Here is a 22,222-nt window from a genome sequence, read left to right as displayed (position 1 = left end):
CACACAGGCTCGACAAAGGCGTTCGGGCGGGGCATCGACGGCCCGTCGCGCCGCCGGCGGCGCGAGCCGAAACCGCGAAGGCGACGCGTCGCCACCCGCGGACATGGAGACGACGCGTCACTTCACGGCGACGACGTACATCGTCAACGACGGGGCGACCGCGCTTCACGAGCACGAGCGGCTCGGGATCAGGCTGCCGCCCGGCGGCCACGTCGACCGCGACGAACTCCCCCACGAGGCGGCGCGCCGCGAGGTCCGCGAGGAGACGGGGTTAACTCCGGAGCTGGTCGCCGCGGAGTCACAGATTACGGGACCGAACACCCGCGGACTTCCGGAGCCGGCCCACCTCATGCTCCACGACATCAACGTCCACGAGAACGGGTCGGTCGGCCACCAACACGTCGATCACCTCTACTACGCGCGGGTCGACTCTCGCGAGATCGCCCCCGACGGCGACGACGAGGTCGACCCAGAGCGCTGGCGGTGGTACACGTCGTCCGAACTCGCTGCGAGCGACCTGCCGCAAGACGTCGTCGACCTCGGCCGAGAGGCGATCGCCGCCGTCGCGGAGCGCTGAGCGGGCCGGGTGGTCGAGGGCTTCGGTCCCGGGCCGTCGGGAGCGTCTCCCGGCCGCGGCACCGCCGTCTCCGGGTTCGAATCTGCGGATCCCGGCGTCAGACGGCCGTCTCACGCTCCGGAAGGTATTTGGGTCGGTGTTGGCGACGTAAACGCAAGGATGGACGCACAGCGAAGGGAAGCGATCACCGAGTGGGACGACCGCTCGTTCTCCGACGGGTTCGGAGGACTCGGCCGGGTCGTCAGCGACGGGTTTTCCGGCGCGGCGACCGACGGGACCGGCTGGCTGTTCCTCGTCGACGGGAAGGTCGTCGGCGTCGTCGACGGGACGCTCGACGACTTCGCCGACGCCTCGGGGACCGTCTACCGGGCCCCGGACGGCGCGCTCCCCGTGCTCTTCGCGATGCAGGAGCTGGGCGGCGAGCCACGGGCGAAGTACTACACCAACGACACGCCGCTGCGTGAGGCGGACCAGAAACTCTCGCAGGGGGGGTTCACCGGCTACATCGAGCTGTCGGAGAACGTCCTCTCCGGCGACTACTACGTCGCCTACACGGGCGGCGAGTCGATGGCGGCGGCGTACGTCGGCAACGCCAGGCGGCTGGAGACCGGCGACGAGGCGTTCGACCTCGCCGTCGACGAGGTCGGTATCTACACGGTGTACGAGGTCGACCTCGACGTCCGCCCGCTCCCGGACGGCGACAGCACGGGTGACACGGGCGCCGCCGCTCCGACCGATCCGGCGGACTCGGCAGAGGCGACCGACCAGACCGATTCGGGTGCCGCGAGCGACGCGGACGAAGGGCCGGCCGACGAGACGGGGGACCTCGGGAACGCCCCTGAGACGGCTGGCGACGACGGAGCGGAGGCGGAAGGCGGGGACGCCGATACTCCCGCGAGCGCGGCCGACCCCGCCCCGAGCGCCGGTCGAGACGACGACCCGAGCGCCGGTCGGGATCCCGATCCGACCGGGTCGTCCCGGCACGGCGATCCGGCGACGGCGGACCGATCGACCGGGACCGACGACGGTAGCGTCCCGGACGACGGTCCCGACGCGGACGGCGAGTCCCCGGACGCCGATGAGGGAGCGGGACCGAACGCGGTCCAGATCGGAGACGCTGACGCCGACGCCGCCGGCGGCACCGCAGCTCCGGACCCTGCCGACTCGGACGCCCCAGACGCGCCCGACTCCGAGGACGTGTTCTCGGAGGAGGCGGAGTGGCGGGAGCAGAAGTCGATCCCGGCGCTCGACCCCTCGGAGGCGGGCGAGGAGACCCAACCGGGCGACGACCGACGTGCCGCGTCGTCACAGCGCAAGCGGCCAGCCGATCAACGCGGCCGGTCCGAGCGGAACGAGTCGGGAACGAACGGCGGGTCGCCGTCGCCGCGCTCGACCGCGCAGTCGGCGTCGGCGCCGTCTGCGGTCTCGAAGCGCGACGCGGGCGGAGACGCGGCGGGGAGCGCGGACCCGGAGCGACTCCGGAAGCTCGAGGCGGCCCTCCAGGAGACCGAGACGGAGCGCCAGTCGCTCGCCGACGAGCGCGACCGGCTGGCGGCCGAACGCGACGAGGTCGAGACGGAGCGCGACGAGCTGGCCGACGAGGTCGAGCGGCTCGAAGCAGAGACGGAGGACCTCAGGGAGGAGCGCGACCGGCTCCGTCGCGAGCTCTCGAACGCGAAGGAACGGCTCCCGGACGCGGAGCGGACGCTCACCCCGGCGGAGGCGCGCAGCGGGACGAACCTGTTCATCAGGTACGACTCGAAGGAGGGAGCGACGCTGGCCGACGCCCACGAGGGGAGCGTCGACCGCGAGGCGCTCCGCGAGAACCTCCGAGTCGAACACCACACGAGCTTCGAGTCCGACGGGGTCGCGGTGGACGGGCGACCGTTCGAGGAGTTCCTCGAGGACACCATCGAGTACGGATTCACCCGCTGGCTCGTCGAGGACCTCCCGTTCGAGGTCCGCGGCACCGGCAACGAGGGGACGCTCCGGGACCTCTACGACGCCCTCCCGGAGGTCGACCGCGCCGAGATCGGCGGGACGGTGTCGATCGAACTCCGCGAGGGCGGCGAGGAGACCCGCGAGCAGCGGACGTTCGACCTCGTGTTGCGCGACCGGATGGGCCACCCCCTCTTCGTCGCCGACCTGAACGACAGCCGGGACCCGACGCCCGAGGGGACGCTGGAGTCGCTCGTCGAGAACGGGCGCGACATCGCGTCCTCGAACGAGACGTTCGCCGGGGCGTTCGCGGTGACGGAGAGCTTCTTCGAGCCGGGCGCCTTAGAGACCGCGAGCGACGCGGTCGGCGGCGGCCTGTTCAGCCGGTCGAAGCGCGCGAGCTTCGTGAAGCTCTCGCGCAAGCAGGGGTACCACCTGTGTCTCGTCGAGGCGCGCGACGGCGGGTTCCACATGACGGTCCCCGACCTGTAGGCGTCGCCGACCGTTTCGGATTCGCGGCTGCGCGCGGAGAGAAAACACGGTGCCTACTCGGCGAGCGAAATCGAAAGCGGCGTCAGTTCTCGAGTTCCGCGGCGTCGTCGATCCGCATGGAGCCGAGCTTCTCGACGGTCTCGTCGAGCTTCTCGTCGAGTTCGTCGACGAACTCGTGGGTACGCTCCGTGGTGATCGCGCCCTGGCTGGACGGCTCGATGAGGTTCTCCTCTTCGAGGACGCGCAGCGAGTAGCGGACCTTGTGGTGCGGGTAGCCGGTCTCGTTCGACATCTTCACGATACCGATCGGTTCGTTTTCGATGACCATTCGCAGGACCTGGAGGTGACGTTCCAGCATGTCTACCTCCTTCTCTAATCGATCTATCATGGCACATGTTAACTCGTCATGCCCCCGTTTAAAAGTTGCTGTCGGCGGCCGGGGAGACCGCGGCGGCCGCGACGGATCGAGTGATCCGACGCTTTGACGTGCCAGTAGTTAACGTGTTCGATCGCGGCACGACGGACGGAGCCGAGTCAGCGCGGACGGCGGCGAGGCGGGCGCCGCCGGTCGAAATCGAGACAATACACGAACGAGCCTATCGACAACTACGCGTTTATCGTGTGATCCACAAATGTGGTGTTCTCGCGGTCGCAGACCGTAATCTGTTTTACCCCCCGCAGGAAATCGGCAGGTCGTATGACACTCACCATCGTCGGCTCCCAGCTCGGTGACGAGGGCAAGGGCGCGCTCGTCGACCGGTGGGGAGGGGACGCGGACGTCGTAGTCCGTTATCAGGGCGGCGACAACGCCGGCCACACCGTCGTCGAAGGCGGCGCGGAGTACAAGCTCTCGCTGGTTCCCAGCGGCGCGGTCCGGGGGACGACCGGAATCCTCGGCAACGGCTGCGTCGTCAACCCGAAGACGCTGTTCACCGAGATCGACGACCTCCGTGAGCGGGGGCTCGACCCGGACGTGCGCGTCGCCCGCCGCGCGCACGTCATCATGCCGTACCACCGGGTGCTGGACGGGATCGAAGAGGAGGTCAAGGCCGACGACGACGCAGGCGACGAGGTCGGCACCACCGGCCGCGGCATCGGCCCGACGTACGAGGACAAGGCCGGCCGCCGCGGGATCCGGATCGCGGACCTGCTCGACCCCGACGTGCTCCGCGAGAAGCTGGAGTACGCGGTCCCACAGAAGCGCGCGCTCGTCGAGGACGTGTACGGACTCGACCTCGCGGACGACGACGACCGCGCCGCGGCGTTCGACGTCGACGCGCTCCACGAGGAGTTCGCCGCGATCGGCGAGCGACTCGCCGACGAGGGGATGACCGTCAACTGCTCCGACTACCTCCACCGCCGGCACGCGGCGGGCGACGAGATCCTCTTCGAGGGCGCGCAGGGGACGCACATCGACGTCGACCACGGGAACTACCCGTTCGTCACCTCCTCGAACCCGACCGCCGGCGCCGCGTCGGTCGGCTCGGGGCTCGGCGTCACGAAGGTCGGCGACGGCGAGGTCGTCGGCATCGTGAAGTCGTACCTCTCGCGGGTCGGCGAGGGACCGATGCCGACCGAACTCGACGGCGACGGCGACGAGGAGGCGCTCGCCGACGAGATCCGCGAGAAGGGCGGCGAGTTCGGCACGGTCACCGGCCGCCCCCGCAGGATCGGCTGGCTCGACCTCCCGATGCTCCGCCACGCTGCGCGCGTCTCCGGGTTCACGGGCGTCGCGGTCAACCACGTCGACGTGCTCGCCGGCCTCGACGAGCTGAAGGTGTGTACGGGGTACGAGCTGGACGGAGAGACCATCGACACCGTTCCCACCACGACCGACCGGTGGGAGCGCTGCGAGCCGATATACGAAACCCTCGACACGTGGCAGCCGTTCGACTCGGCCGCCGTCGCCGAGGCCGGCTACGACGCCTTACCGGATGCGGCCCGCGAGTACCTGGAGTTCCTCGCCGACGAGATCGACACCCCGGTCTACGCCGTCGGCGTCGGGCCAGACCGCGAGGAGACGGTAGAGCTGACGAACCCGTTCGAGGAGTAAGGTCGCGCCGAGAGCTCCAGATCCGACCGCGGCGTGCGGACGAATAGCGCGGACGACCGACGCTTTTGAGGGTGAAACGCAAACCGCCGGCATGGCCCAGCCCTCCGACGGCCCGTCGGCCGACGCGCCGTCCTCGCCGGAACCGATCGTCGAACGCACGTTCTCACACCTCTCGCGGCTGCTCCCGCTCGCGCTCGTCCCGCTCGCGACCGCCCTGTTGAACGCGAGCGACCTGCTGGCGGCGTCGCGGACGAACGGGGTTTCGATCCGAGCGTCGTTCCCCGTCTACCGGTACGACCTCTGGAGCTTCGTCGAGTCGCCGACCGGGGGCGGGTTGTCGGTGTCGGTCCCGTTCGGCACCGTGGAGTCGCTTCCCCTTCTCGTCCCGCTGCTCGGCGCGTACGTCGTCGTCTCGGGAGCGCTGAGCGCGGGGTACTTCGGCGCCATCGCCGAGGGAATCACGACAGGGAGGTTCGACTTCGCCGCGGGCGTGCGTCGGTTCGGCGTCCGGATGGTACTCTTGGAGGCGATCGTCATCGTCGCGCTGGCGGCGGTGTTCCTCCCGCTGCTCGTCGTCCCGCCGCTGTTCGTGGTCGCGCTCCTCGCGGCGCTGGTGATATCTTACCTGTTCTTCCCGACGGTGTACGTCCTCGCCTTGGAGGACCGCGGCATCGAGTCCGCGGCCCGCCGGGCGCGCGAGCTCACCGCCCGCCACCAGCCGCTCGGGTTCTTCCTCTTCGTCGCGGTCGTCACGGCGGTCTGTTCCGTCCCCCTGAGCCTCCTGACACACGCCGGACCGGTCGGCGCGCTGACGGCCGCGGTCGTCGCCGCCCCCCTCGGGCTCGCGTTCAACGTCGGGACCGCGCTGAAGGTCGCCGAGATGGCCGAGGTCGAGACGGTGGAGTGACCGGTCGGTAGCCGGTGAGTCGCCCGGTTCTTACTGCGGATCGATCTCGTTCAGCGCGGCGCGGTCCTCGTCGCTGAGCGACAGGTCCGCGGCCGCGAGGTTGGATTCGAGGTGGTCGACGCTCGACGTGCCCGGGATCGGCAGCGTCACGTCGGAGTGGTCGAGGAGCCACGCGAGCGCGACCTGTCGGGTCGTCGCGTCGCGGCGCTCCGCGACCTCGTCGAGCGCGTCGGCGGACTCCTCGTCGTCGACCGCGTACATCGGTCCCCACGGGATGAAGCCGACGCCGTGGTCTTCGCAGGCGGCCAGTACGTCCTCGTCGTCGCGGTGGCCGACGTTGTAGCGGTTCTGGACGGTGGCGATATCGACGATGTCGGTCGCCGTCTCCAGCTGCTCGACAGTGACGTTCGAGAGGCCGACGTGGGCGATCTGCCCGGCGTCTTTCATCTCTGCGAACGCGTGGACGGACTCCTCGAAGTCCGTGTCGGGGTCCGGACGGTGGTACTGATACAGGTCGATCGTGTCGGTTCCGAGCCGGTCGAGGCTACACAGCACCTGGTTCTTCAGGAAATCGGGGTCGCCGTGGGGGAGCCAGTCGCCCTCGCGGTTGCGGAGCAGGCCGGCCTTCGAGGCGACGACCACGTCGTCAGGGTCGCCGAGCGCCTCCCCGATCAGCCGCTCCGAGACGCCCGGCCCGTAGGAGTCGGCGGTGTCGACGAAGTCGATGCCGAGGTCGACGGCCCGTTTGAGTACTTCCTTCGCCTCGTCCTCATCGTCGGGGCGGCCGATAATATCTTCGCCGGTGATCCGCATCGCGCCGAAGCCGAGTCGGTTGACGGTCAGTTCGCCGCCGATGTCGAACGTCTCGCTCCCGTCGGTTGTGTTCGAAGCCATGGGCGAACGTTCGCGTGCCACGCGGAAAGCCGTGGGGATGGCGGAAGGGGACGTGAAGGAGAGGGAAGAAACGCGCTCAGGGAGGGAGGTATCGGTCGTACACGTTTCGGCGGTGACCGACGGCCTCGACGCGGATGAGGTCGGCGCCCCGATCCCAGGTAACGATGGCTCGGTAGTCGCCGGCTCGCAGCTTGTAGTACGGGTATCCGGAGAGCGGTTCCAATCGCTGCTCGGTCCACTCCGTCGCCTCGTCGACTTTGTTCATGATACGATCGGCGGCCTGCGGATCGAGGGATTCGAGATGAGTAATTGCCTGCTCGGTGTATTCGACCTCAGTCATCCAGGTCCAGTCGCTCGCGGGCCTCCTCGGCTGATACCGTCTCGTCGCGTTCCGCCTGCTCCCGGCTCTCCGCCAGGTCCGACAGCGTCTCCTCGGACAGCGTCATCGACGGGTCCACCCAGTCGCGTAGGGCGTCGCGGATCGCCTCGGACTTGCTCGCGTACCCCCGTCGCTCCCACTCCTCGTCGATCCGGTCCAGTAGGGACTTCGGCACCCGAACGTTGATCTTCTCCATCCGGTCGTCGCCGGCGTTCGCGTCGGTGCCCATATTATGTGATACAGTGGTATCACTGAAAAGGATTCGGGGCGAGTGTGACCTCGGTGTGTCGCGTCTCGGTCTCCGCCCGTGTTGCGTCCGTCGCTACTCATAAACCGCCCCCGCGTAATTTACGGGCATGGACGCCGAGCGCGAGGTACTCGACGTGTTGGCGCGGAACGCCCGCGAGGACATCGACGACATCGCGGCCCAGACGGGTCTCGACGCGGCGGCGGTCGCGGACGCGATCGACGCGCTGGAGGCTGACGGCGTCGTCCACGGCTACCAGGCCGTCGTCGACTGGGACCGCGTCGACGAGGGGAAGATCCGCGCGGTCGTCGAGATCAACGTCGAACTCGACCGCGAGACGGGGTACGAACAGGTCGCGGATCGGATCGCGAAGTTCCCCGCGGTCGACGCCTTACACCTCGTCTCCGGCGACTACGACTTCGCGGTCGAGGTGCTCGGCGAGAACATGCAGGACGTCTCCGAGTTCATCTCCGAGCAGGTCGCACCCATGCCGGAGGTCACCCAAACGGTGACCCACTACATCATGGAGACGTACAAGGACGGCGGGATCCGGTTCGAGGACGGCGACGACGACGACCGCCTCTCCGTGTCGCCATGAGGCTGTCGGACCGCGCGCGCACCCTGCCCGAGTCGGGGATCCGGAAGTTCTTCGAGCTGGCGGAGGCGCGCGACGACGTCATCTCGCTGGGCGTCGGGGAGCCGGACTTCTCGGCGCCGTGGACGGCCCGCACCGCCGCGATCGACTCGCTCGAACGCGGGAAGACCTCCTACACGTCGAACCGCGGGATGGCCGCCCTCCGCGAGCGGATCGCCGACCACCACGAGCGCTACGACCAGTCGTACGAGCCGGAGTCCGAGGTGCTCGTCACCACCGGCGCGAGCGAGGCGGTCGACCTCGCGTTCCGCGCGCTGGTCGATCCGGGCGACACCGTCGCGGTCCACGAGCCGACCTACATCTCCTACGGCCCGGGGATCGAACTCGCGGGCGGCGAGCAGCTGACGGTTCCGACCCGCGCCGAGGACGACTTCGCGCTCACGCGGGAGTCGCTGGAGGCCGCGGGCGCGGCCGAGGCCGACCTGCTCGTACTCTGTTACCCGAACAACCCCACGGGCGCGACGATGACCGACGAGGAGTACGCCGAGGTCGCGGCGTTCTGCCGCGACAACGACCTCCGGGTGGTCGCCGACGAGATCTACGCCGCGCTCACCTACGGCGCCGACCACGCCTCGATCGCGACCCAGCCGGGGATGCGCGAGCGCACGGTCGTCGTCAACGGCTTCTCGAAGGCGTACGCGATGACCGGCCTGCGGCTGGGGTACGCGCTGGGTCCCGCGGAGGCGATCGACGCGATGAACCGGATCCACCAGTACACGATGCTGTCGGCGCCGACGACCCCGCAGTACGCGGCTATCGAGGCGCTCGACCGCTGCGACGACGAGGTGACGGAGATGGTCGAGGAGTACAACCGCCGCCGCCGGCTGGTCGTCTCCCGGTTCAACGAGATGGGTCTCGACACGTTTGAGCCGGGCGGCGCGTTCTACGCGTTCCCCGAGTGCGGCGGCGACGACGAGGCGTTCGCGGAGGCGCTGCTGGAGGCGCAGGGCGTCGCGGTCGTCCCCGGGTCCGTCTTCGGCGAGGGCGGCGAGGGGCACCTCCGCGTCTCGTACGCCACCTCGATGCGCGAGCTGAAGGAGGCGACCGACCGGATCGCGACGTTCGTCGAGGACCGATGACCGAGTTCGTCGTGGACCGATGACCGAGTTCGTCGTGGACCGATGACCGGGTTCGCGGGAGGACGATGATCGACAGGATCTGGCACGGCTGGACCACGCCCGGGGACGCGGACGAGTACGAGCGGCTGCTCCGCGAGGAGATCCTCCCCTCGTTCGCGGACGCGGACAACGACGGGTATCGCGGCGCCCGCGTCCTCCGGCGCGAGGCCGACGACGGGGAGGTCGAGTTCGTCACGATCCTCCGGTTCGACTCGATCGAGTCGGTGACAGAGTTCGCGGGCGAGGCGTACCGGGAGGCGCACGTTCCGCCGGCGGCCCGCGAGCTACTCGAACGATACGACGGCCGCGCGCGACACTACGAGGTGCGCGAGGAGCGCGAGTACTGAGTGGGGAGTCCTCTGCGCTACCGCGCGAACGCGCGACCTGTAAACGAACAACTCCTCTCGAATTCATCACCGTTCGCCAACGATTATCACGTTCGATCCGGATCGACTGGGTATGGAGTTCCAGCTAACGGACGAACAGAAGCAGCTGCGCGAGGAGGTACGGAAGTTCGCCGACGAGGAGATCCGGCCGGTCGCGACCGAGTACGACGTCGACGAGGAGTACCCCCACGAGGTCATGGACAAGGCGGCCGACATGGGGCTGCTCGCGCCGCACGTCCCGGTCGAGTACGGCGGCATCGGCTACTCCTCGCTGGAGAACGCGATCCTCACCGAGGAGCTGTTCGCGGCCGACCCCGGGATCGGTCTCTGTATCTCCAGCGCCGGGTTCGGCGCGGAGGCCCTGATGGAGTTCGGGACGGAGGACCAGAAGGAGCGCGTCCTCCCCGAGGTCACCGCGGGCGACGCGGTGATGGGGTCGGCCATCTCGGAGCCGCAGGCGGGGTCGGACGTGACCTCGGTCGCGACGCGGGCGGAGAAGGACGGCGACGAGTGGGTGCTCAACGGCTCGAAGATGTGGATCACGAACGGGACCGTCGCCGACTACTTCGTCGTCGTCTGCGAGACGGACCCCGAGATCGACGACCGCTACTCGGGCTACTCGCAGATCCTCGTCGAGGCCGACCGCGACGGGCTCACCCGCGACAAGATCACCGGCAAGCTCGGGATCCGGGCGAGCGACACGGCCGAGCTGCGCTTCGACGACGTGCGGGTGCCCGAGGAGAACCTCATCGGCCAGCGCGGGATGGGGTTCCTCCAGCTCATCCAGTTCTTCGACGAGACCCGGACTGCCGTCGCCGCGCAGGGCGTCGGCATCGCCCGCGGCGCGGCCGAGCGCGCGCTGGAGTACGCCGAGGAGCGCGAGCAGTTCGACCGCCCGATCAGCGACTTCCAGGCGATCAAACACAAGCTCGCGGAGATCGGACACGAACACCGAGGCCGCCCGCTGGCTCACCTACCGCTCCGCGTGGGCGGTCGACAACGAGTCGGGCGACCTGACCGCGCTCGCGTCGATGGCCAAGGAGTTCGCCTCACGGACCGCGGTCGAGGTCGCCGACGAGGCGGTCCAGGTCCACGGCGGCGCCGGCTTCGTCAACGACCACGACGTGGAACGGCTCTACCGCGACGCGAAGATCACCCAGATCTACGAGGGGACCACCGAGATCCAGAAAAACATCGTCGCCCGCGAGCTGCTCGACGAGGGGATGTGAGGTCGGGGACGATCGGACCGTAAGTCGGTATCAACCGGTACGTAAAAGCTACGAGGGAGCGTACGCACCCGGCATGAGCGACCACGCGGGCACCGAGCCGGGCGACGGGGCGGACGCCGAAACGGGCGAGGATGTGATTTTCAGCCCGGGCGACGAGGTGGACCCAGAGGAGCGTCTCAAGCGCCAGCGCGACGACCTCCGACTCCTGAACCAGGTGATGCGCCACGACATCCGCAACGACCTCCAGCTCGTCGGGGCGTACGCCGAACTGCTCGACGACCACGTCGACGAGGAGGGGGAGGCGTACCTCGACGTGATCAAACGGAACACCCAGAGCGCCGTCTCGCTCACCACGACCGTCCGCGACCTCGCGGAGGTGATGCTCCGCGACGACACCGAACCGAGCCGCGTCTCGCTCGCTCGGGTCCTCTCACAGCAGGTCGAGGAGGTCCGCTCCGCCTACTCGGAGGCCGTCTTCACCGTCGAGGGGTCGTTCCCCGAGGCGGCGGTCGTCGGCGACGAGATGCTGAGCTCCGTGTTCCGGAACCTCCTGCGGAACGCGGTCCAGCACAACGACGAGACCCCGCCGAAGGTGACGGTGTCCGCGTCGGTCGAGGCGGCCGACGGCGCCGCCGAAGTGCGGATCGCGGACAACGGGCCGGGAATCCCCGAAGACCAGCGCGACGAGGTGTTCGGCAAAGGCGAGAAGGGACTCGACAGCCCCGGTGCCGGGATCGGGCTGTACCTGGTCCGGTCGCTCGTCGAGATCTACGGCGGCGACGTGTGGATCGAGGACAACGAGCCGAAAGGCGCCGTGTTCGTCGTCCAACTGCCGCTCTGTGAGGAGTGACGATCAGCAGACTCGACGCTGATCACTTATAAAGAACAACGCGGTGGCGCGTGCCTGCGAGCGGCCGACAGGCCGCGAGCAGCACGCGCGAGGGAGTCGGCCGACCGAAGCGAAGCGGAGGGAGGCCGACGAGGCTGGGGAGGTGTGAGGTTGCGGAGCGGTTGCGGTGGGGTGGGACTCAAAGGGGCAGTCGCGAGGATAGCGCAGGTGACGTAAGGACCACAACGAGGGAGCGAACGAGGTGAGCGACCGAGTGAGGACCGCAGCGAGCGTGCGCTATCCTCGCGACTGGGGCTTTGGAGGTGTTCACCGCCGATCCACCGGGACCTGTTTATAAATGAGCGACTGGGGCTTTGGAGGTGTTCACCGCCAATCCACCGGGACCTGTTTATAAATGAGCGACTGGGGCTTTGGAGGTGTTCACCGCCGATCCACCGGGACCTGTTTATAAATGAGCGACTGGGGCTTTGGAGGTGTTCACCGCCGATCCACCGGGACCTGTTTATAAATGAGCGACTGGGGCTTTGGAAGTGTTCACCGCCGAGTCACTAACAGCGATTTATTCGTCGTCGTACTCCATCGCGACCGAGTTGATACAGAACCGCTTGCCGGTCGGCTCGGGACCGTCGTCGAACACGTGGCCCAGATGGGAGTCGCAGTTCGCGCACCGGACCTCGGTGCGGCGCATCCCGTGGCTGGTGTCGACCGTCGTCGTCACGGACTCCTCCTCAGCGGCGTAGAAGGCGGGCCAGCCGCAGCCGGACTCGAACTTCGTCTCGGCTTCGAAGAGGACGGTTCCACAGGCCCGACAGCGGTACTCCCCGTCGTCGGGGTGGTGGTCGACGTACTCGCCCGAGAACTTCGCCTCCGTGCCGCTCTCGCGGAGCACGCGGTACTCCTCCTCGGAGAGCCGTTCGCGCCACTCCTCGTCGGTCAGTTCGTCGGGGTCGGTCGGCGTCGAGCCGTCGGCCGCGTCGCGCTCGCCGGTTTCGCTCATACCACCGATACGCGCCCCACGGGCAAGGGGGTTGCGGCGGGCGCGCCCCCGCGCCGCCGACCCAACTGGTTTCACCACCGCGCCGGATCGGTCCCCATGGCGCGCGAAGTCACGCACGAGGAGCGGGGTCCGGCGGTGCTCGACGAGTCGGATATGGGCGACGACGACCTCATCTACGTCTGTCGGTGCGGCCTGTCGGACGAGAAGCCGCTCTGTGACGGGTCGCACAACGCGACGACGGACGAGGCGGACGGTGTCGTGTACAAGTACGCGAACGACGACGCTGACGGCGAACGGCGCGCGATCGGCGAACTCGACAGCGGGGACGAGTAGCGGGGATCGCCGTCCGACAGCGGCGGTCGCGCCTACAGCACGCCCATCTCCCCGAGCCGCTCGGGGAGGTAGGTGTCCGTGACGAAGTCGAGGCCGCGGCTCGCGAGCGACTGCTGTTCGGACTTCTTGCCGATGTCGAGCTGGAGTTCGATCTGCTCTTCCCAGTAGTCGGTCTGGAAGCGCGGGTCCTCCAGCTCCGATTCGAGGGCGTTCACGTCCGAGTCCGAGAGCGGGTCCGAGGGGAGGTCGTACTCGACGATGTCCTCCGGTTGGATCCCGATGAACCGCGCCTCCGGCGTCGCGAGGTACTTCGAGAGGTGCGCGGACTTGATCGACCCGTACGCGACGGAGCCGTAGATCCGGTAGGACCACGGGTCGCCGTCCGTGAACACCACCACGGGGAGGTCCAGCTCGTCGCGGAAGCGCTTCGTCAGCCGGCGCGTCGCGCGCGCGGGCTGCCCGCCGAGGTGGACGACGAGGGCGTCGTGCGCCTCGTCGAACCCGTTCTCGACGAGCCGGTCGCGCATCCCGCCGGTCTCCACGCAGAGGACGAACTCGGCGTCGTTGTCGAGGAACTCGATGGTGTCCGGGTTGTTGGGGATTCGGTACCCCCCCTGCCCGACGTCGAGCTGACAGTGGATCTCGCGGTCGCCGCGGTTGGTCTGCTCGCGGATCTCCAGCGGTCCCATCACCTTCGCGCCCGACTCCTCCGGGCGCATGTGGAAGTCCTCGCGGGTGACGCCCGTCACGATCTCGAAGTCCTCCACGAGGTCGTTCGACTCGTCTTGGCTGTTGAACTGCGCCTCGTCGTTGTCCCACGACTCCGAGAGGTAGTACAGCTCACGCAGCGTCGACGAGCGGTCGTCGTCCAGCTGGTTCGCAAGGAACTCGATCGTGAAGGCGGCCTTCAGCAGCTTGCGCGCGCCCCGCACCGAGTTAGCGCTACGCGTCGAGGTGCGGTCGCCGTAGGTCCAGACGCCGCTCTCCTCGTCGTACTCGATGTTGCTCTTCGTCCGCGTGGGGAGCGTCATCTCCGGGATATTCCCGGCCGCGAACTGGTCGTAGAAGTCGGCGGCCAGGTCGATCAGCTCGTCTCGTGCGTCGCTTTCGGTCGTCATTTATGCGTTCACCGTGAGTTTCTCCGTCTCCACGCCGCCGACGCTGACCTCGAACTCGGGGTCGCCGTCGACCGCGTACGTCAGTTCCCGCTCGTCGCCCGATGGCACCTCGGGCTTCCACTGGACGAACCACTCGCCGTCCATGTCCACCACCGTCCCGTCGGAGAGGTCGGTCGGCTCCGCCGAGACGATGTCGGTGATCTCAAGCGCCTCGTTCACGTCCGAGTGGTTCTCGACGACGAGCGTCACCGTCTCGCCGTTCACCTCGCGCTCGACGCTGACGTTGTTCATGATCCGCGCCAAGGCCCCGTCGATGTCGGGGCGCGACCGTCCAGTCACCTCCGAGACCTTGTCGGCCATCTCGGGGAGTATCCGGCCGAGCACGTCCTGTTTCTCCCGGCGCTGTTGCATCGAGCGCCGCTTGTTGAGGAACGACTTCAGCTCGCGGGCCGCCTCCCGAACCGCCAGCTCGATCTCGTCTTCGATCTCCGGGACGTTCGCGAGCGCGTCCTTCGACTCGCTCGTGAACGGGACGTTGGTGGAGGCGACGTGGATCGAGATGACTGCGGGACCGCTCGGCATCCCGGAGCCGCCGGGCTGGTCCAGCCCGTAGTTGCGCCACCCGATGTTCTTGATCACGTCCGTCGTCGCGCAGGCGCCGCGCTGGTAGACGAGCGGGACGCGGTTCGCGAACCGGAGCAGTTCGACCGACCCCTCCGCCGGGATCGACCCGCCGTAGGCGATGCCGGCCTCGACGATGAACGGGTCGCCGCCGTGGACGTCGGCGTCGCGGGTCGCAGCCGCGTAGAAGTCGGCGTCGTACTCCTTCCGCAGGCCGGCCTCGACCAGCTCCGCCGTGATCGGCGCGAGGCAGTCGGTCGGCGGCGCGAGGATGTCGGTCGTCCGCATCGCCTCGAGCAGGTCGGCGGCGGCGTCGCGGTCGCCCGCGATCGACTTCACCTTCGGCGGGTCGTCCGGAACGGTCCGCGCCCGCGACCAGAACGCCTCGACGACGTTCTCGCGGGCCGTCTCGCCGAACGTCGCGTCGCGCTGCTCGGCGACGAACGAGGCCGCGTCCGCGACGAGGCGGTCGAGGTCGTCGCGGGTGATCCGGAACGCGTCGCCGTCGAGGTTCTCGAACCGGCGCGCGAGCGCCTCTGCCATCGCCTGGACCGCGGCGTCGTCCTTCCGCGTCGACGTCGCCTCGTCGACGAGGGCGTAGACATCGGGGACGAGCGGCGACTCCTCGGTCTCGTCGGCGTCACCCGTGTCACTCTCGCCCGGATCGGCGGCCGCGTCCTCCTCGGCGCCGAGACCAGTGACCGCCCGCCACGCGGCGTCGACCGCGTTCTCGCGGACGGTCCCGCCGAACGTCTTGCCCGTGTCGCCCTCGACCGTCCCCGCGGTGTTGTCGACGATTTCCGCGAGTTCGGACCGGGTGAGGCGGTCGTTGTTCGAAACCGTCTCGGCGACCCCCTCGGCGAAGGCGGTCGTCGCGTCCTTGCCCTTGTTGGCGACGGCGTCCGCGACCGCGCTCGCGACGTCGCGGTCGTCGTGGGTCCGGGGCGGCGACCACGACAGCTCGCGGCCGTAGTAGACATCGCGGAAGTTGTCGATGACGCTGTCCGCGGTCTTCTTCCCGACCCGCGTGAACTCCTCCTGGAGGAACCCCGACACGGAGTACGACTCGGTCGCCTCCAGCATCTTGATCAGCGACCCGAGTTCGACGCCGTGCGGGTGCGGGCGGATTTCCTTCGTCTCCGCGGGCAGCTCGTCGGTCGCGCGCTCGAACTTCAGCGGCTCGTCGAGCCCCGGCTCGCGCAGTTCGATCCGGGCGTGGGGGTTGACGACCGCGGTGTGTTTCACGTAGTCGTGGAGCTGTTGGCGGGCGCGCATGTTCGCCTCCATCTCCAGCTCGATCCGGGTGCCGTGCGGACGGTCCCACGTCGTCTCCTCGTCGGCTTGGATCTCCGGCTCGTTCGTGTCCGTGTCGATGATCAGCTCGAAGTACTGCGCCCGCGACTGCCCCTTCGGGCGCGAGGTGATCTTCGCGGGCTGGCCAGAGGTCAACTGAGAGTACAGCACGGCCGCTGAGATCCCGATCCCCTGCTGACCGCGGGACTGCTCGCGGGCGTGGAACCGGCTGCCGTACAGGAGCTTCCCGAACACCTTCGGGAGCTGTTCCTTCGTGATGCCCGGCCCGTTGTCCTCGATGACGAGCCGGTAGTAGTCGCCCACCTCCTCGATTTCGATGTAGATGTCGGGGAGGTAACCGGCCTCCTCGGTCGCGTCTAAGGCGTTGTCGACCGCCTCCTTGACGGCGGTGACGAGCCCGCGGGCGCCCGAGTCGAACCCGAGCATGTGCTTGTTCTTCTCGAAGAACTCGGCGATGGAGATCTCGCGCTGGCCCTCGGCCAGCTCCTCCGCGATCCCCTCCTCGTCGCCGATCGTCGACTGGAAGGACGTCATTCGGTACTCCATCCTACCTCCGAGGCACCTAAAAACGCACCGGCGGCGCGGTGAAAGTGTATCTCCGCGTCAGACGGCGTCTCGTCGCCCTGTTCGAGAGTGTGTCGCACGAAAAGGCAACGTCCGATCCCGCCGACAGGTTTCTCCCCGTGACGCCCCTTCTGTACCCTATGACAGAGTGGACGGCCAAAGAGATGCCGCGGCTGGACGGGAAGACGGTCGTCGTCACGGGTGCGAACAGCGGGCTGGGGTTCGAGGGGACCCGCGCGTTCGCCGCCCGGGGCGCGACCGTCGTGATGGCGTGCCGGAGCGTCGAGCGCGCCGAGGCGGCGGCCAGCGAGCTCCGCGCCGACGCGGGGGGCGCGGTCGACGGCGACCTCGACGTCCGCGAGTGCGACCTCGCCTCCCTCGACTCGGTGGAGGCGTTCGCAGACGACCTGAGCGACGACTACGATGCGGTCGACGCGCTCTGTAACAACGCCGGCGTGATGGCGATCCCGCGGAGCGAGACCGAGGACGGCTTCGAGACGCAGTTCGGCGTCAACCACCTCGGCCACTTCGCGCTCACCGGGCGGCTGTTCGACCTCCTCGAAAAGGCCGAAGGGATCGACGGCGACGCGCGCGTCGTCACGCAGTCGTCGGGCGCCCACGAGCAGGGCGAGATGGACTTCTCCGACCTCAACTGGGAGAACTCGTACGGCAAGTGGAAGGCGTACGGGCGCAGCAAGCTGTCGAACCTGCTTTTCGCCTACGAGCTCCAGCGCCGCCTCGACGCGGCGGGCGACGAGAGCGACGGGAGCGACGGGAGCGACGACCCGGGGATCCGCAGCGTCGCCTGCCACCCCGGCTACACGGACACGAACCTCCAGCTGCGGACCGCCGCGGAGAGCGGCAACCCCCTCATGAAGGTCGGGATGAAGGCCGCGAACCTGGTGCTCGGACAGGACGCCGCGATCGGCGTCGAACCCATGCTGTACGCGGCGACGACGGACGTCGACGGCGGCGCGTACGTCGAGCCGGGGGGCCTGATGAACATGCGCGGGCACCCGACCGTCGGCCGGTCGAACGACGCCTCCTACGACCGCGAGGACGCCCGGAAGCTCTGGGAGTACTCGACCGAGGCGACCGGCGTCGAGTTCCCGGTTTGATCGTTCGAGGAGGCTAGTGTAACGTCCCCTCCCGGACGTGATCGTCGTGCGCGAACAGCGCGTAGCCCACGTCGACCGCACGGTAACCCGTCTCGGCGTAGCGGTCGAGGTTCTCGGCGACGAACGCGGCGAGGTCGTCCCGGACCGCGCGGGAATCGTCGGTAGCCTCGTGGAGGTCGTCTGCGACCATGCGGAACGCTCCTCGCTCGGCGACCAAAACCGCGGCGCCGCCGCTCGGGGCGTGAATATACGGGAACGCGTTTCGAGAGCTGTCCGAGTTCGTCGGTAGCGGATGCCGCCGGACGAGCTACAGCCGAGTGAGGTTCGTCGCGCGCGGACCCTTGTCCGCCTCCTCGATCTCGAACTCTACCTCCTGTCCCTCCTCGAGGTCCGGGCCGCCGACGTCTTCCATGTGGAAGAACACGTCCTCGTCAGCGTCGTCAGTCTCGATGAATCCGTAGCCGCCGGTGTCGTTGAAGAAGTCGACCTTGCCTGTCGCCATCGCATCCTAACCGTCTCCCGACGTGGTCATAAGTGTTGTGTGCGCCGCTTCCGAGTGGCAAGACCGAACCGAATTCGGTCAGTCCCCGGATTCACTTTCGATTCCAAAATACGGGGCGGCGTAGGCTTTGGTTCCGAATGGGAAAACGCACTAAGGGAGTATCCCGTAGTACAACACAAGATGAGCACCAGAACCACCCACCTCGACATCACGGGGATGAGCTGCGCCAACTGCTCGGCGACCGTCGGCGACGCCGTCGAGTCGCTCGATGGGGTCTCGCGGGCGGACGCGAACTACGCCACCGACGAGGCGACCGTCGAGTACGACCCGGAACGGACCTCGCTCGCGGCGATCTACGACGCCATCGAGGACGCGGGCTACGGCGCGGTCTCCGAGACCGCGACCGTCGCGATCACCGACATGTCGTGCGCGAACTGCGCGGACGCCAACCGCGAGGCGCTCGAAGGCGTCTCCGGCGTCATTGACGCCGACGTGAACTACGCGACCGACGAGGCGCAGGTGCGGTACAATCCCGCCGACACGTCGCTTTCGGCGCTGTACGATGCCGTCGAGGACGCGGGCTACTCGCCGGTCCGCGAGGGCGAGGGCGACGGCGAGGAGTCTGACGGGGAGGGCGGCGACTCCGACGAGAGCGCGCGCGACGCGGCCCGGAACGCCGAGATCCGTAAACAGCGCCGACTGACGCTGTTCGGCGCCGCGCTCTCCGCGCCCCTACTCTTCTTCCTCGTCGATAACCTCCTCCTCGGGGGCGCTATCGTGCCGGACGGCGTCTTCGGTCTCGATATTCACTGGGTCGCGTTCGCGCTCGCGACGCCGGTCCAGGTCGTGCTCGGTCGGCCGTTCTACGTGAACTCCTACAAGGCGCTCGTCACGAACGGCCGCGCAAACATGGACGTGCTGATCGCGTTGGGTTCGACGACGGCGTACGTCTACTCCGTCGCCGTCCTCCTCAACGCGGTCTCCGGGAGCGTCTACTTCGACACGGCCGCGCTCATCCTCGTCTTCATCACGCTCGGCAACTACCTCGAGGCCCGCTCGAAGGGACAGGCCGGGGAGGCGCTCCGGAAGCTGTTGGAGATGGAGGCTGACACCGCCACCCTCGTCGACGAGGACGGGACCGAGCGGGAGGTGTCGATCGACGACGTCGAGGTCGGCGACCGGATGAAGGTCCGCCCCGGCGAGCAGATCCCGACCGACGGCGTCGTCGTCGAGGGGCAGTCCGCCGTCGACGAGTCGATGGTGACCGGCGAGTCCGTCCCCGTCGAGAAGACCGAGGGCGACGAGGTCGTCGGCTCCACCATCAACGAGAACGGTCTCCTCGTCGTCGAGGCGACGAAGGTCGGCGCGGACACCGCGCTCCAGCAGATCGTCCAGACGGTGAAGGAGGCGCAGTCCCGCCAGCCCGAGATCCAGAACCTCGCGGACCGGATCTCCGCGTACTTCGTGCCCGCGGTCATCGCGAACGCGCTGCTGTGGGGGATCGTCTGGTTCGTCTTCCCCGAGACGCTCGCCGCATTCGTCGATTGGCTCCCGCTGTGGGGCCAGGTCGCGGGTGGTCCCGCGCCGGTCGGCGGGACCGTCTCGGTGTTCGAGTTCGCGATCGTCGTGTTCGCCTCGTCGGTCCTGATCGCGTGTCCCTGCGCGCTCGGGCTGGCGACCCCGGCTGCGACGATGGTCGGAACCACCATCGGGGCGCAGAATGGCGTCCTGTTCAAGGGCGGCGACGTGCTCGAACGCGCGAAGGACGTCGACACCGTCGTCTTCGACAAGACGGGGACGCTCACGAGAGGCGAGATGGAGCTGACGGACGTCGTTGCGGTCGGCGACGGGACGCTCCCCGACGGCGGCGCGCTCGCCGAGGGCGAGGACGCGGCCGCGACGGACGACGACACGGACGGGGCCGCCGCGACCGCCGCTCGGGCCGACGAGGACGAGGTTCTCCGGCTCGCCGCGAGCGCGGAGCGGGGCAGCGAACACCCGCTCGCCCGCGCCATCGTCGACGGCGCCGAGGCGCGCGGACTCGACCTCAGCGACCCCGAGGCGTTCGAGAACGTCCCCGGCCACGGCGTCAAGGCGACCGTGAACGGCGACGAGGTGCTGGTCGGCAACCGGAAGCTGCTGCGAGACAACGGGATCGACCCCTCGCCTGCCGCGGAGACGATGGAACGCTTAGAGAGCGAGGGGAAGACGGCGATGCTCGTCGCCCGGGTTCGCGCCGGCACGGATGACGGGGAGCTCCTCGGCGTCGTCGCCGACGCGGACACGGTGAAGCCGAGCGCGAAAGAGGCGGTGAGCGAACTCCGCGAGCGCGGGGTCGACGTGATGATGATCACGGGCGACAACGAGCGCACGGCCCGCGCGGTCGCCGAGCAGGTCGGGATCGCCCCCGACAACGTTCGCGCCGGCGTCCTCCCCGAGGACAAGTCCGACGCGGTCGAGGAGATCCAGGCCGACGGGCGCCGGGCGATGATGGTCGGCGACGGCGTCAACGACGCCCCGGCGCTCGCGGTCGCGTACGTCGGCACCGCCATCGGCTCCGGCACCGACGTGGCCATCGAGGCCGCCGACGTGACGCTGATGCGCGACGACCCGCTCGACGTGGTGAAGGCGATCCGCGTCTCGGACGCGACGCTCCAGAAGATCAAACAGAACCTCGTGTGGGCGCTCGGCTACAACACGGCGATGATCCCGCTCGCGTCGCTGGGACTGCTCCAGCCGGTGCTCGCGGCCGGCGCGATGGCGTTCTCGTCGGTGTCCGTGCTGACGAACAGCCTCCTCTTCCGCCGGTACGACCCCGACGGCGACTACAGGCTCCTCGGATTCCTCCGGCGCTGATCGGGAGTCGACCGCCGCTCCCGCCCGCTTCCCGCCGCCGTCCCGAAGCCCCAAGACGGCCCGGCGCGTACGCCGGCGTATGTCGACCCTCCTCGTCGTCGGCGGCAGCGGCTTCATCGGACGTGACGTCTGTCGGTTCGCCGTTCGCGACGGACACGAGGTCCGCAGCGTCTCGCGGAGCGGCCGCCCCGAGGTCGACGAGGCGTGGGTGGATTCCGTCTCGTGGACGAGCGCCGACCTCTTCCGCCCGAACGCGTGGCGCGACCGCCTCGACGGCGTCGACGCCGTGGTCCACTCCGTCGGGACGCTCACCGAGGCGGCGACCGATGGCGTCAGCTTCGAGCGCGTCAACGGCGACGCGGCGATCCTCGCGGCGCTGGAGGCCGAGCGCGCCGGCGTCGACGCGTTCGTCTTCCTCTCCGCGGCCGCGAAGCCGCCGGGTGTCCGGAACGCCTACCTGACGGCCAAGCGCCGCGCCGAGGCGTCCATCGCCGACCTCGACCTCGACGTCGTCACCCTCCGGCCGGGACCGGTGTACGGCGAGGGACAGCCCCATCTCCCCGGCGTCGCCGACCGCGTCCTCCGGTTCGTCGCGAGCGCGCGCCCCATCGCGTCGCGGCTCGGCGAGGCGCGGCCACTCTCCGTCGACACCGTCGCTCGCGCGACGTACCGCGCCGCGCTGGACCCGGGCGAGCGGCTGCTCGACGTCTCCGACATTCGCGACCTCGCCGGGTGAGCGGCGGGGAGATACCTGACCGTAAAAGCCCGTCAGCGCGCGCTGCGCTCCTTGGCCATCTCCAGCGAGATGAAGAAGCCGAAGTACGCCGGGATCCCCGCGACCATGAACATGTACAGCACCCACTGCGGGGCCGTCGAGAAGGCGACGTTGTACAGCGACGACGCGATCCCCACCCAGACGAGCGCGAACAGCAGGTCCTGGAGCATCCCGGTGCCGTTCTCGCTGAGCACGTGCCGGGCGCGGTCGGCGACGCTCGGGTCGGTCGGCTCGTCGTCCGGCGTCTCCGCGGCGTCCGTGTCGGGCATGAAGTGAGTGTGTGCGGGGGGTTACGTCGG

General features: G+C 68.8%; 22 protein-coding genes and 1 pseudogene. 13 read left to right on the top strand and 10 right to left on the bottom strand.

The features are described 5' to 3' along the window. Window positions 1-103: 103 nt before the first annotated feature. Both ACODNG_RS01560 and ACODNG_RS01555 read left to right on the top strand, forming a co-directional pair. Complete coding sequence (locus ACODNG_RS01560; RefSeq protein ID WP_434522151.1) at window positions 104-577, top strand: NUDIX hydrolase; 474 nt, start codon at window positions 104-106, stop codon at window positions 575-577. Window positions 578-736: 159 nt separating this feature from the next. Continuing rightward, window positions 737-3,007: a DUF7527 domain-containing protein gene (locus ACODNG_RS01555; RefSeq protein WP_434522150.1), complete on the top strand. Its 2,271-nt coding sequence runs from the start codon at window positions 737-739 to the stop codon at window positions 3,005-3,007. An 82-nt stretch (window positions 3,008-3,089) separates the two neighbouring features. Here ACODNG_RS01555 and ACODNG_RS01550 read toward each other — a convergent pair whose 3' ends face one another. Then, window positions 3,090-3,395 carry a hypothetical protein gene (locus tag ACODNG_RS01550; RefSeq protein WP_004595838.1) on the bottom strand — a complete coding sequence of 102 codons (306 nt, stop codon included), beginning with the start codon at window positions 3,393-3,395 and terminating at the stop codon, window positions 3,090-3,092. 309 nt (window positions 3,396-3,704) lie between these two features. Between ACODNG_RS01550 and ACODNG_RS01545 the strand changes: the two genes are divergently transcribed. After that, window positions 3,705-5,060 carry an adenylosuccinate synthase gene (locus tag ACODNG_RS01545; protein ID WP_434522149.1) on the top strand — a complete coding sequence of 452 codons (1,356 nt, stop codon included), beginning with the start codon at window positions 3,705-3,707 and terminating at the stop codon, window positions 5,058-5,060. Window positions 5,061-5,151: 91 nt separating this feature from the next. Continuing rightward, on the top strand, window positions 5,152-5,967 hold the full coding sequence (locus tag ACODNG_RS01540; RefSeq protein WP_434522148.1) for a hypothetical protein: 816 nt from the start codon (window positions 5,152-5,154) through the stop codon (window positions 5,965-5,967). 30 nt (window positions 5,968-5,997) lie between these two features. Here ACODNG_RS01540 and ACODNG_RS01535 read toward each other — a convergent pair whose 3' ends face one another. The 3 genes from ACODNG_RS01535 to ACODNG_RS01525 form a co-directional block, all read right to left on the bottom strand. After that, a complete protein-coding gene (locus ACODNG_RS01535; protein ID WP_434522147.1) occupies window positions 5,998-6,861 on the bottom strand; it encodes an aldo/keto reductase in 864 nt (287 codons plus the stop codon). Between the two features lie 76 nt (window positions 6,862-6,937). Continuing rightward, a complete protein-coding gene (locus ACODNG_RS01530; protein ID WP_434522146.1) occupies window positions 6,938-7,201 on the bottom strand; it encodes a type II toxin-antitoxin system RelE family toxin in 264 nt (87 codons plus the stop codon). Beyond that, window positions 7,194-7,469, bottom strand: a complete 276-nt coding sequence (locus tag ACODNG_RS01525) for a ribbon-helix-helix domain-containing protein (RefSeq protein ID WP_434522145.1) — start codon at window positions 7,467-7,469, stop codon at window positions 7,194-7,196. The genes ACODNG_RS01530 and ACODNG_RS01525 overlap by 8 nt, the downstream gene beginning before the upstream one ends. A 127-nt stretch (window positions 7,470-7,596) precedes the next feature. Here ACODNG_RS01525 and ACODNG_RS01520 point away from each other — a divergent pair, with 127 nt between their 5' ends. The 5 genes and pseudogenes from ACODNG_RS01520 to ACODNG_RS01500 all read left to right on the top strand — a co-directional run bounded on the left by ACODNG_RS01520 (window position 7,597) and on the right by ACODNG_RS01500 (window position 11,725). Continuing rightward, window positions 7,597-8,085, top strand: a complete 489-nt coding sequence (locus ACODNG_RS01520) for an Lrp/AsnC family transcriptional regulator (RefSeq protein ID WP_434522144.1) — start codon at window positions 7,597-7,599, stop codon at window positions 8,083-8,085. Then, window positions 8,082-9,221, top strand: coding sequence for a pyridoxal phosphate-dependent aminotransferase (locus tag ACODNG_RS01515; protein ID WP_434522143.1), 1,140 nt, complete (start codon window positions 8,082-8,084; stop codon window positions 9,219-9,221). Before ACODNG_RS01520 ends, ACODNG_RS01515 begins: the two co-directional genes overlap by 4 nt. Before the next feature lie 65 nt (window positions 9,222-9,286). Continuing rightward, entirely contained in the window at window positions 9,287-9,607 is a 321-nt protein-coding gene (locus tag ACODNG_RS01510) for an antibiotic biosynthesis monooxygenase (RefSeq protein WP_434522142.1), read from the top strand. A gap of 112 nt (window positions 9,608-9,719) precedes the next feature. Next, a pseudogene (locus tag ACODNG_RS01505) lies at window positions 9,720-10,875 on the top strand (acyl-CoA dehydrogenase family protein). Between the two features lie 73 nt (window positions 10,876-10,948). Then, a complete protein-coding gene (locus ACODNG_RS01500; protein ID WP_434522141.1) occupies window positions 10,949-11,725 on the top strand; it encodes a sensor histidine kinase in 777 nt (258 codons plus the stop codon). Window positions 11,726-12,284: 559 nt separating this feature from the next. Here ACODNG_RS01500 and msrB read toward each other — a convergent pair. Beyond that, on the bottom strand, window positions 12,285-12,722 hold the full coding sequence (gene msrB, locus ACODNG_RS01495; RefSeq protein ID WP_434522140.1) for a peptide-methionine (R)-S-oxide reductase MsrB: 438 nt from the start codon (window positions 12,720-12,722) through the stop codon (window positions 12,285-12,287). A gap of 96 nt (window positions 12,723-12,818) precedes the next feature. Here msrB and ACODNG_RS01490 point away from each other — a divergent pair, with 96 nt between their 5' ends. After that, window positions 12,819-13,055: a CDGSH iron-sulfur domain-containing protein gene (locus ACODNG_RS01490; RefSeq protein ID WP_434522139.1), complete on the top strand. Its 237-nt coding sequence runs from the start codon at window positions 12,819-12,821 to the stop codon at window positions 13,053-13,055. Window positions 13,056-13,087: 32 nt separating this feature from the next. Here the strand turns inward: ACODNG_RS01490 and ACODNG_RS01485 are convergent, their stop codons facing one another. Both ACODNG_RS01485 and ACODNG_RS01480 read right to left on the bottom strand, forming a co-directional pair. Then, on the bottom strand, window positions 13,088-14,173 hold the full coding sequence (locus ACODNG_RS01485; protein WP_434522138.1) for a DNA topoisomerase IV subunit A: 1,086 nt from the start codon (window positions 14,171-14,173) through the stop codon (window positions 13,088-13,090). Continuing rightward, a complete protein-coding gene (locus ACODNG_RS01480) occupies window positions 14,174-16,642 on the bottom strand; it encodes a DNA topoisomerase VI subunit B (protein ID WP_434523041.1) in 2,469 nt (822 codons plus the stop codon). 170 nt (window positions 16,643-16,812) lie between these two features. Here ACODNG_RS01480 and ACODNG_RS01475 point away from each other — a divergent pair, with 170 nt between their 5' ends. Further along, a complete protein-coding gene (locus ACODNG_RS01475; RefSeq protein ID WP_434522137.1) occupies window positions 16,813-17,790 on the top strand; it encodes an oxidoreductase in 978 nt (325 codons plus the stop codon). Window positions 17,791-17,803: 13 nt separating this feature from the next. Here ACODNG_RS01475 and ACODNG_RS01470 read toward each other — a convergent pair whose 3' ends face one another. Further along, window positions 17,804-17,980 (bottom strand): hypothetical protein, encoded by a 177-nt coding sequence (locus ACODNG_RS01470; RefSeq protein WP_434523117.1) that lies wholly within the window; start codon window positions 17,978-17,980, stop codon window positions 17,804-17,806. Between the two features lie 117 nt (window positions 17,981-18,097). Next, a complete protein-coding gene (locus ACODNG_RS01465) occupies window positions 18,098-18,292 on the bottom strand; it encodes a cold-shock protein (RefSeq protein ID WP_004045866.1) in 195 nt (64 codons plus the stop codon). A 180-nt stretch (window positions 18,293-18,472) separates the two neighbouring features. On the opposite strand from ACODNG_RS01465, the gene ACODNG_RS01460 reads away from it, so the two are divergent. Together ACODNG_RS01460 and ACODNG_RS01455 are read left to right on the top strand one after the other, a co-directional pair. Then, on the top strand, window positions 18,473-21,148 hold the full coding sequence (locus ACODNG_RS01460; protein WP_434522136.1) for a heavy metal translocating P-type ATPase: 2,676 nt from the start codon (window positions 18,473-18,475) through the stop codon (window positions 21,146-21,148). Window positions 21,149-21,227: 79 nt separating this feature from the next. Beyond that, on the top strand, window positions 21,228-21,884 hold the full coding sequence (locus ACODNG_RS01455; RefSeq protein ID WP_434522135.1) for an NAD-dependent epimerase/dehydratase family protein: 657 nt from the start codon (window positions 21,228-21,230) through the stop codon (window positions 21,882-21,884). 32 nt (window positions 21,885-21,916) lie between these two features. On the opposite strand, the gene ACODNG_RS01450 is transcribed toward ACODNG_RS01455, so the two are convergent. Beyond that, complete coding sequence (locus tag ACODNG_RS01450) at window positions 21,917-22,192, bottom strand: hypothetical protein (RefSeq protein WP_434522134.1); 276 nt, start codon at window positions 22,190-22,192, stop codon at window positions 21,917-21,919. Window positions 22,193-22,222 lie beyond the last annotated feature (30 nt).

Origin of the sequence: Halorubrum sp. AS12 (assembly GCF_051122765.1) — an archaeon.
GTDB lineage: Archaea > Halobacteriota > Halobacteria > Halobacteriales > Haloferacaceae > Halorubrum > Halorubrum trapanicum.
Note: the sequence above shows the minus strand (reverse complement) of the source record. Positions and strands in the feature narration are given on the sequence as shown.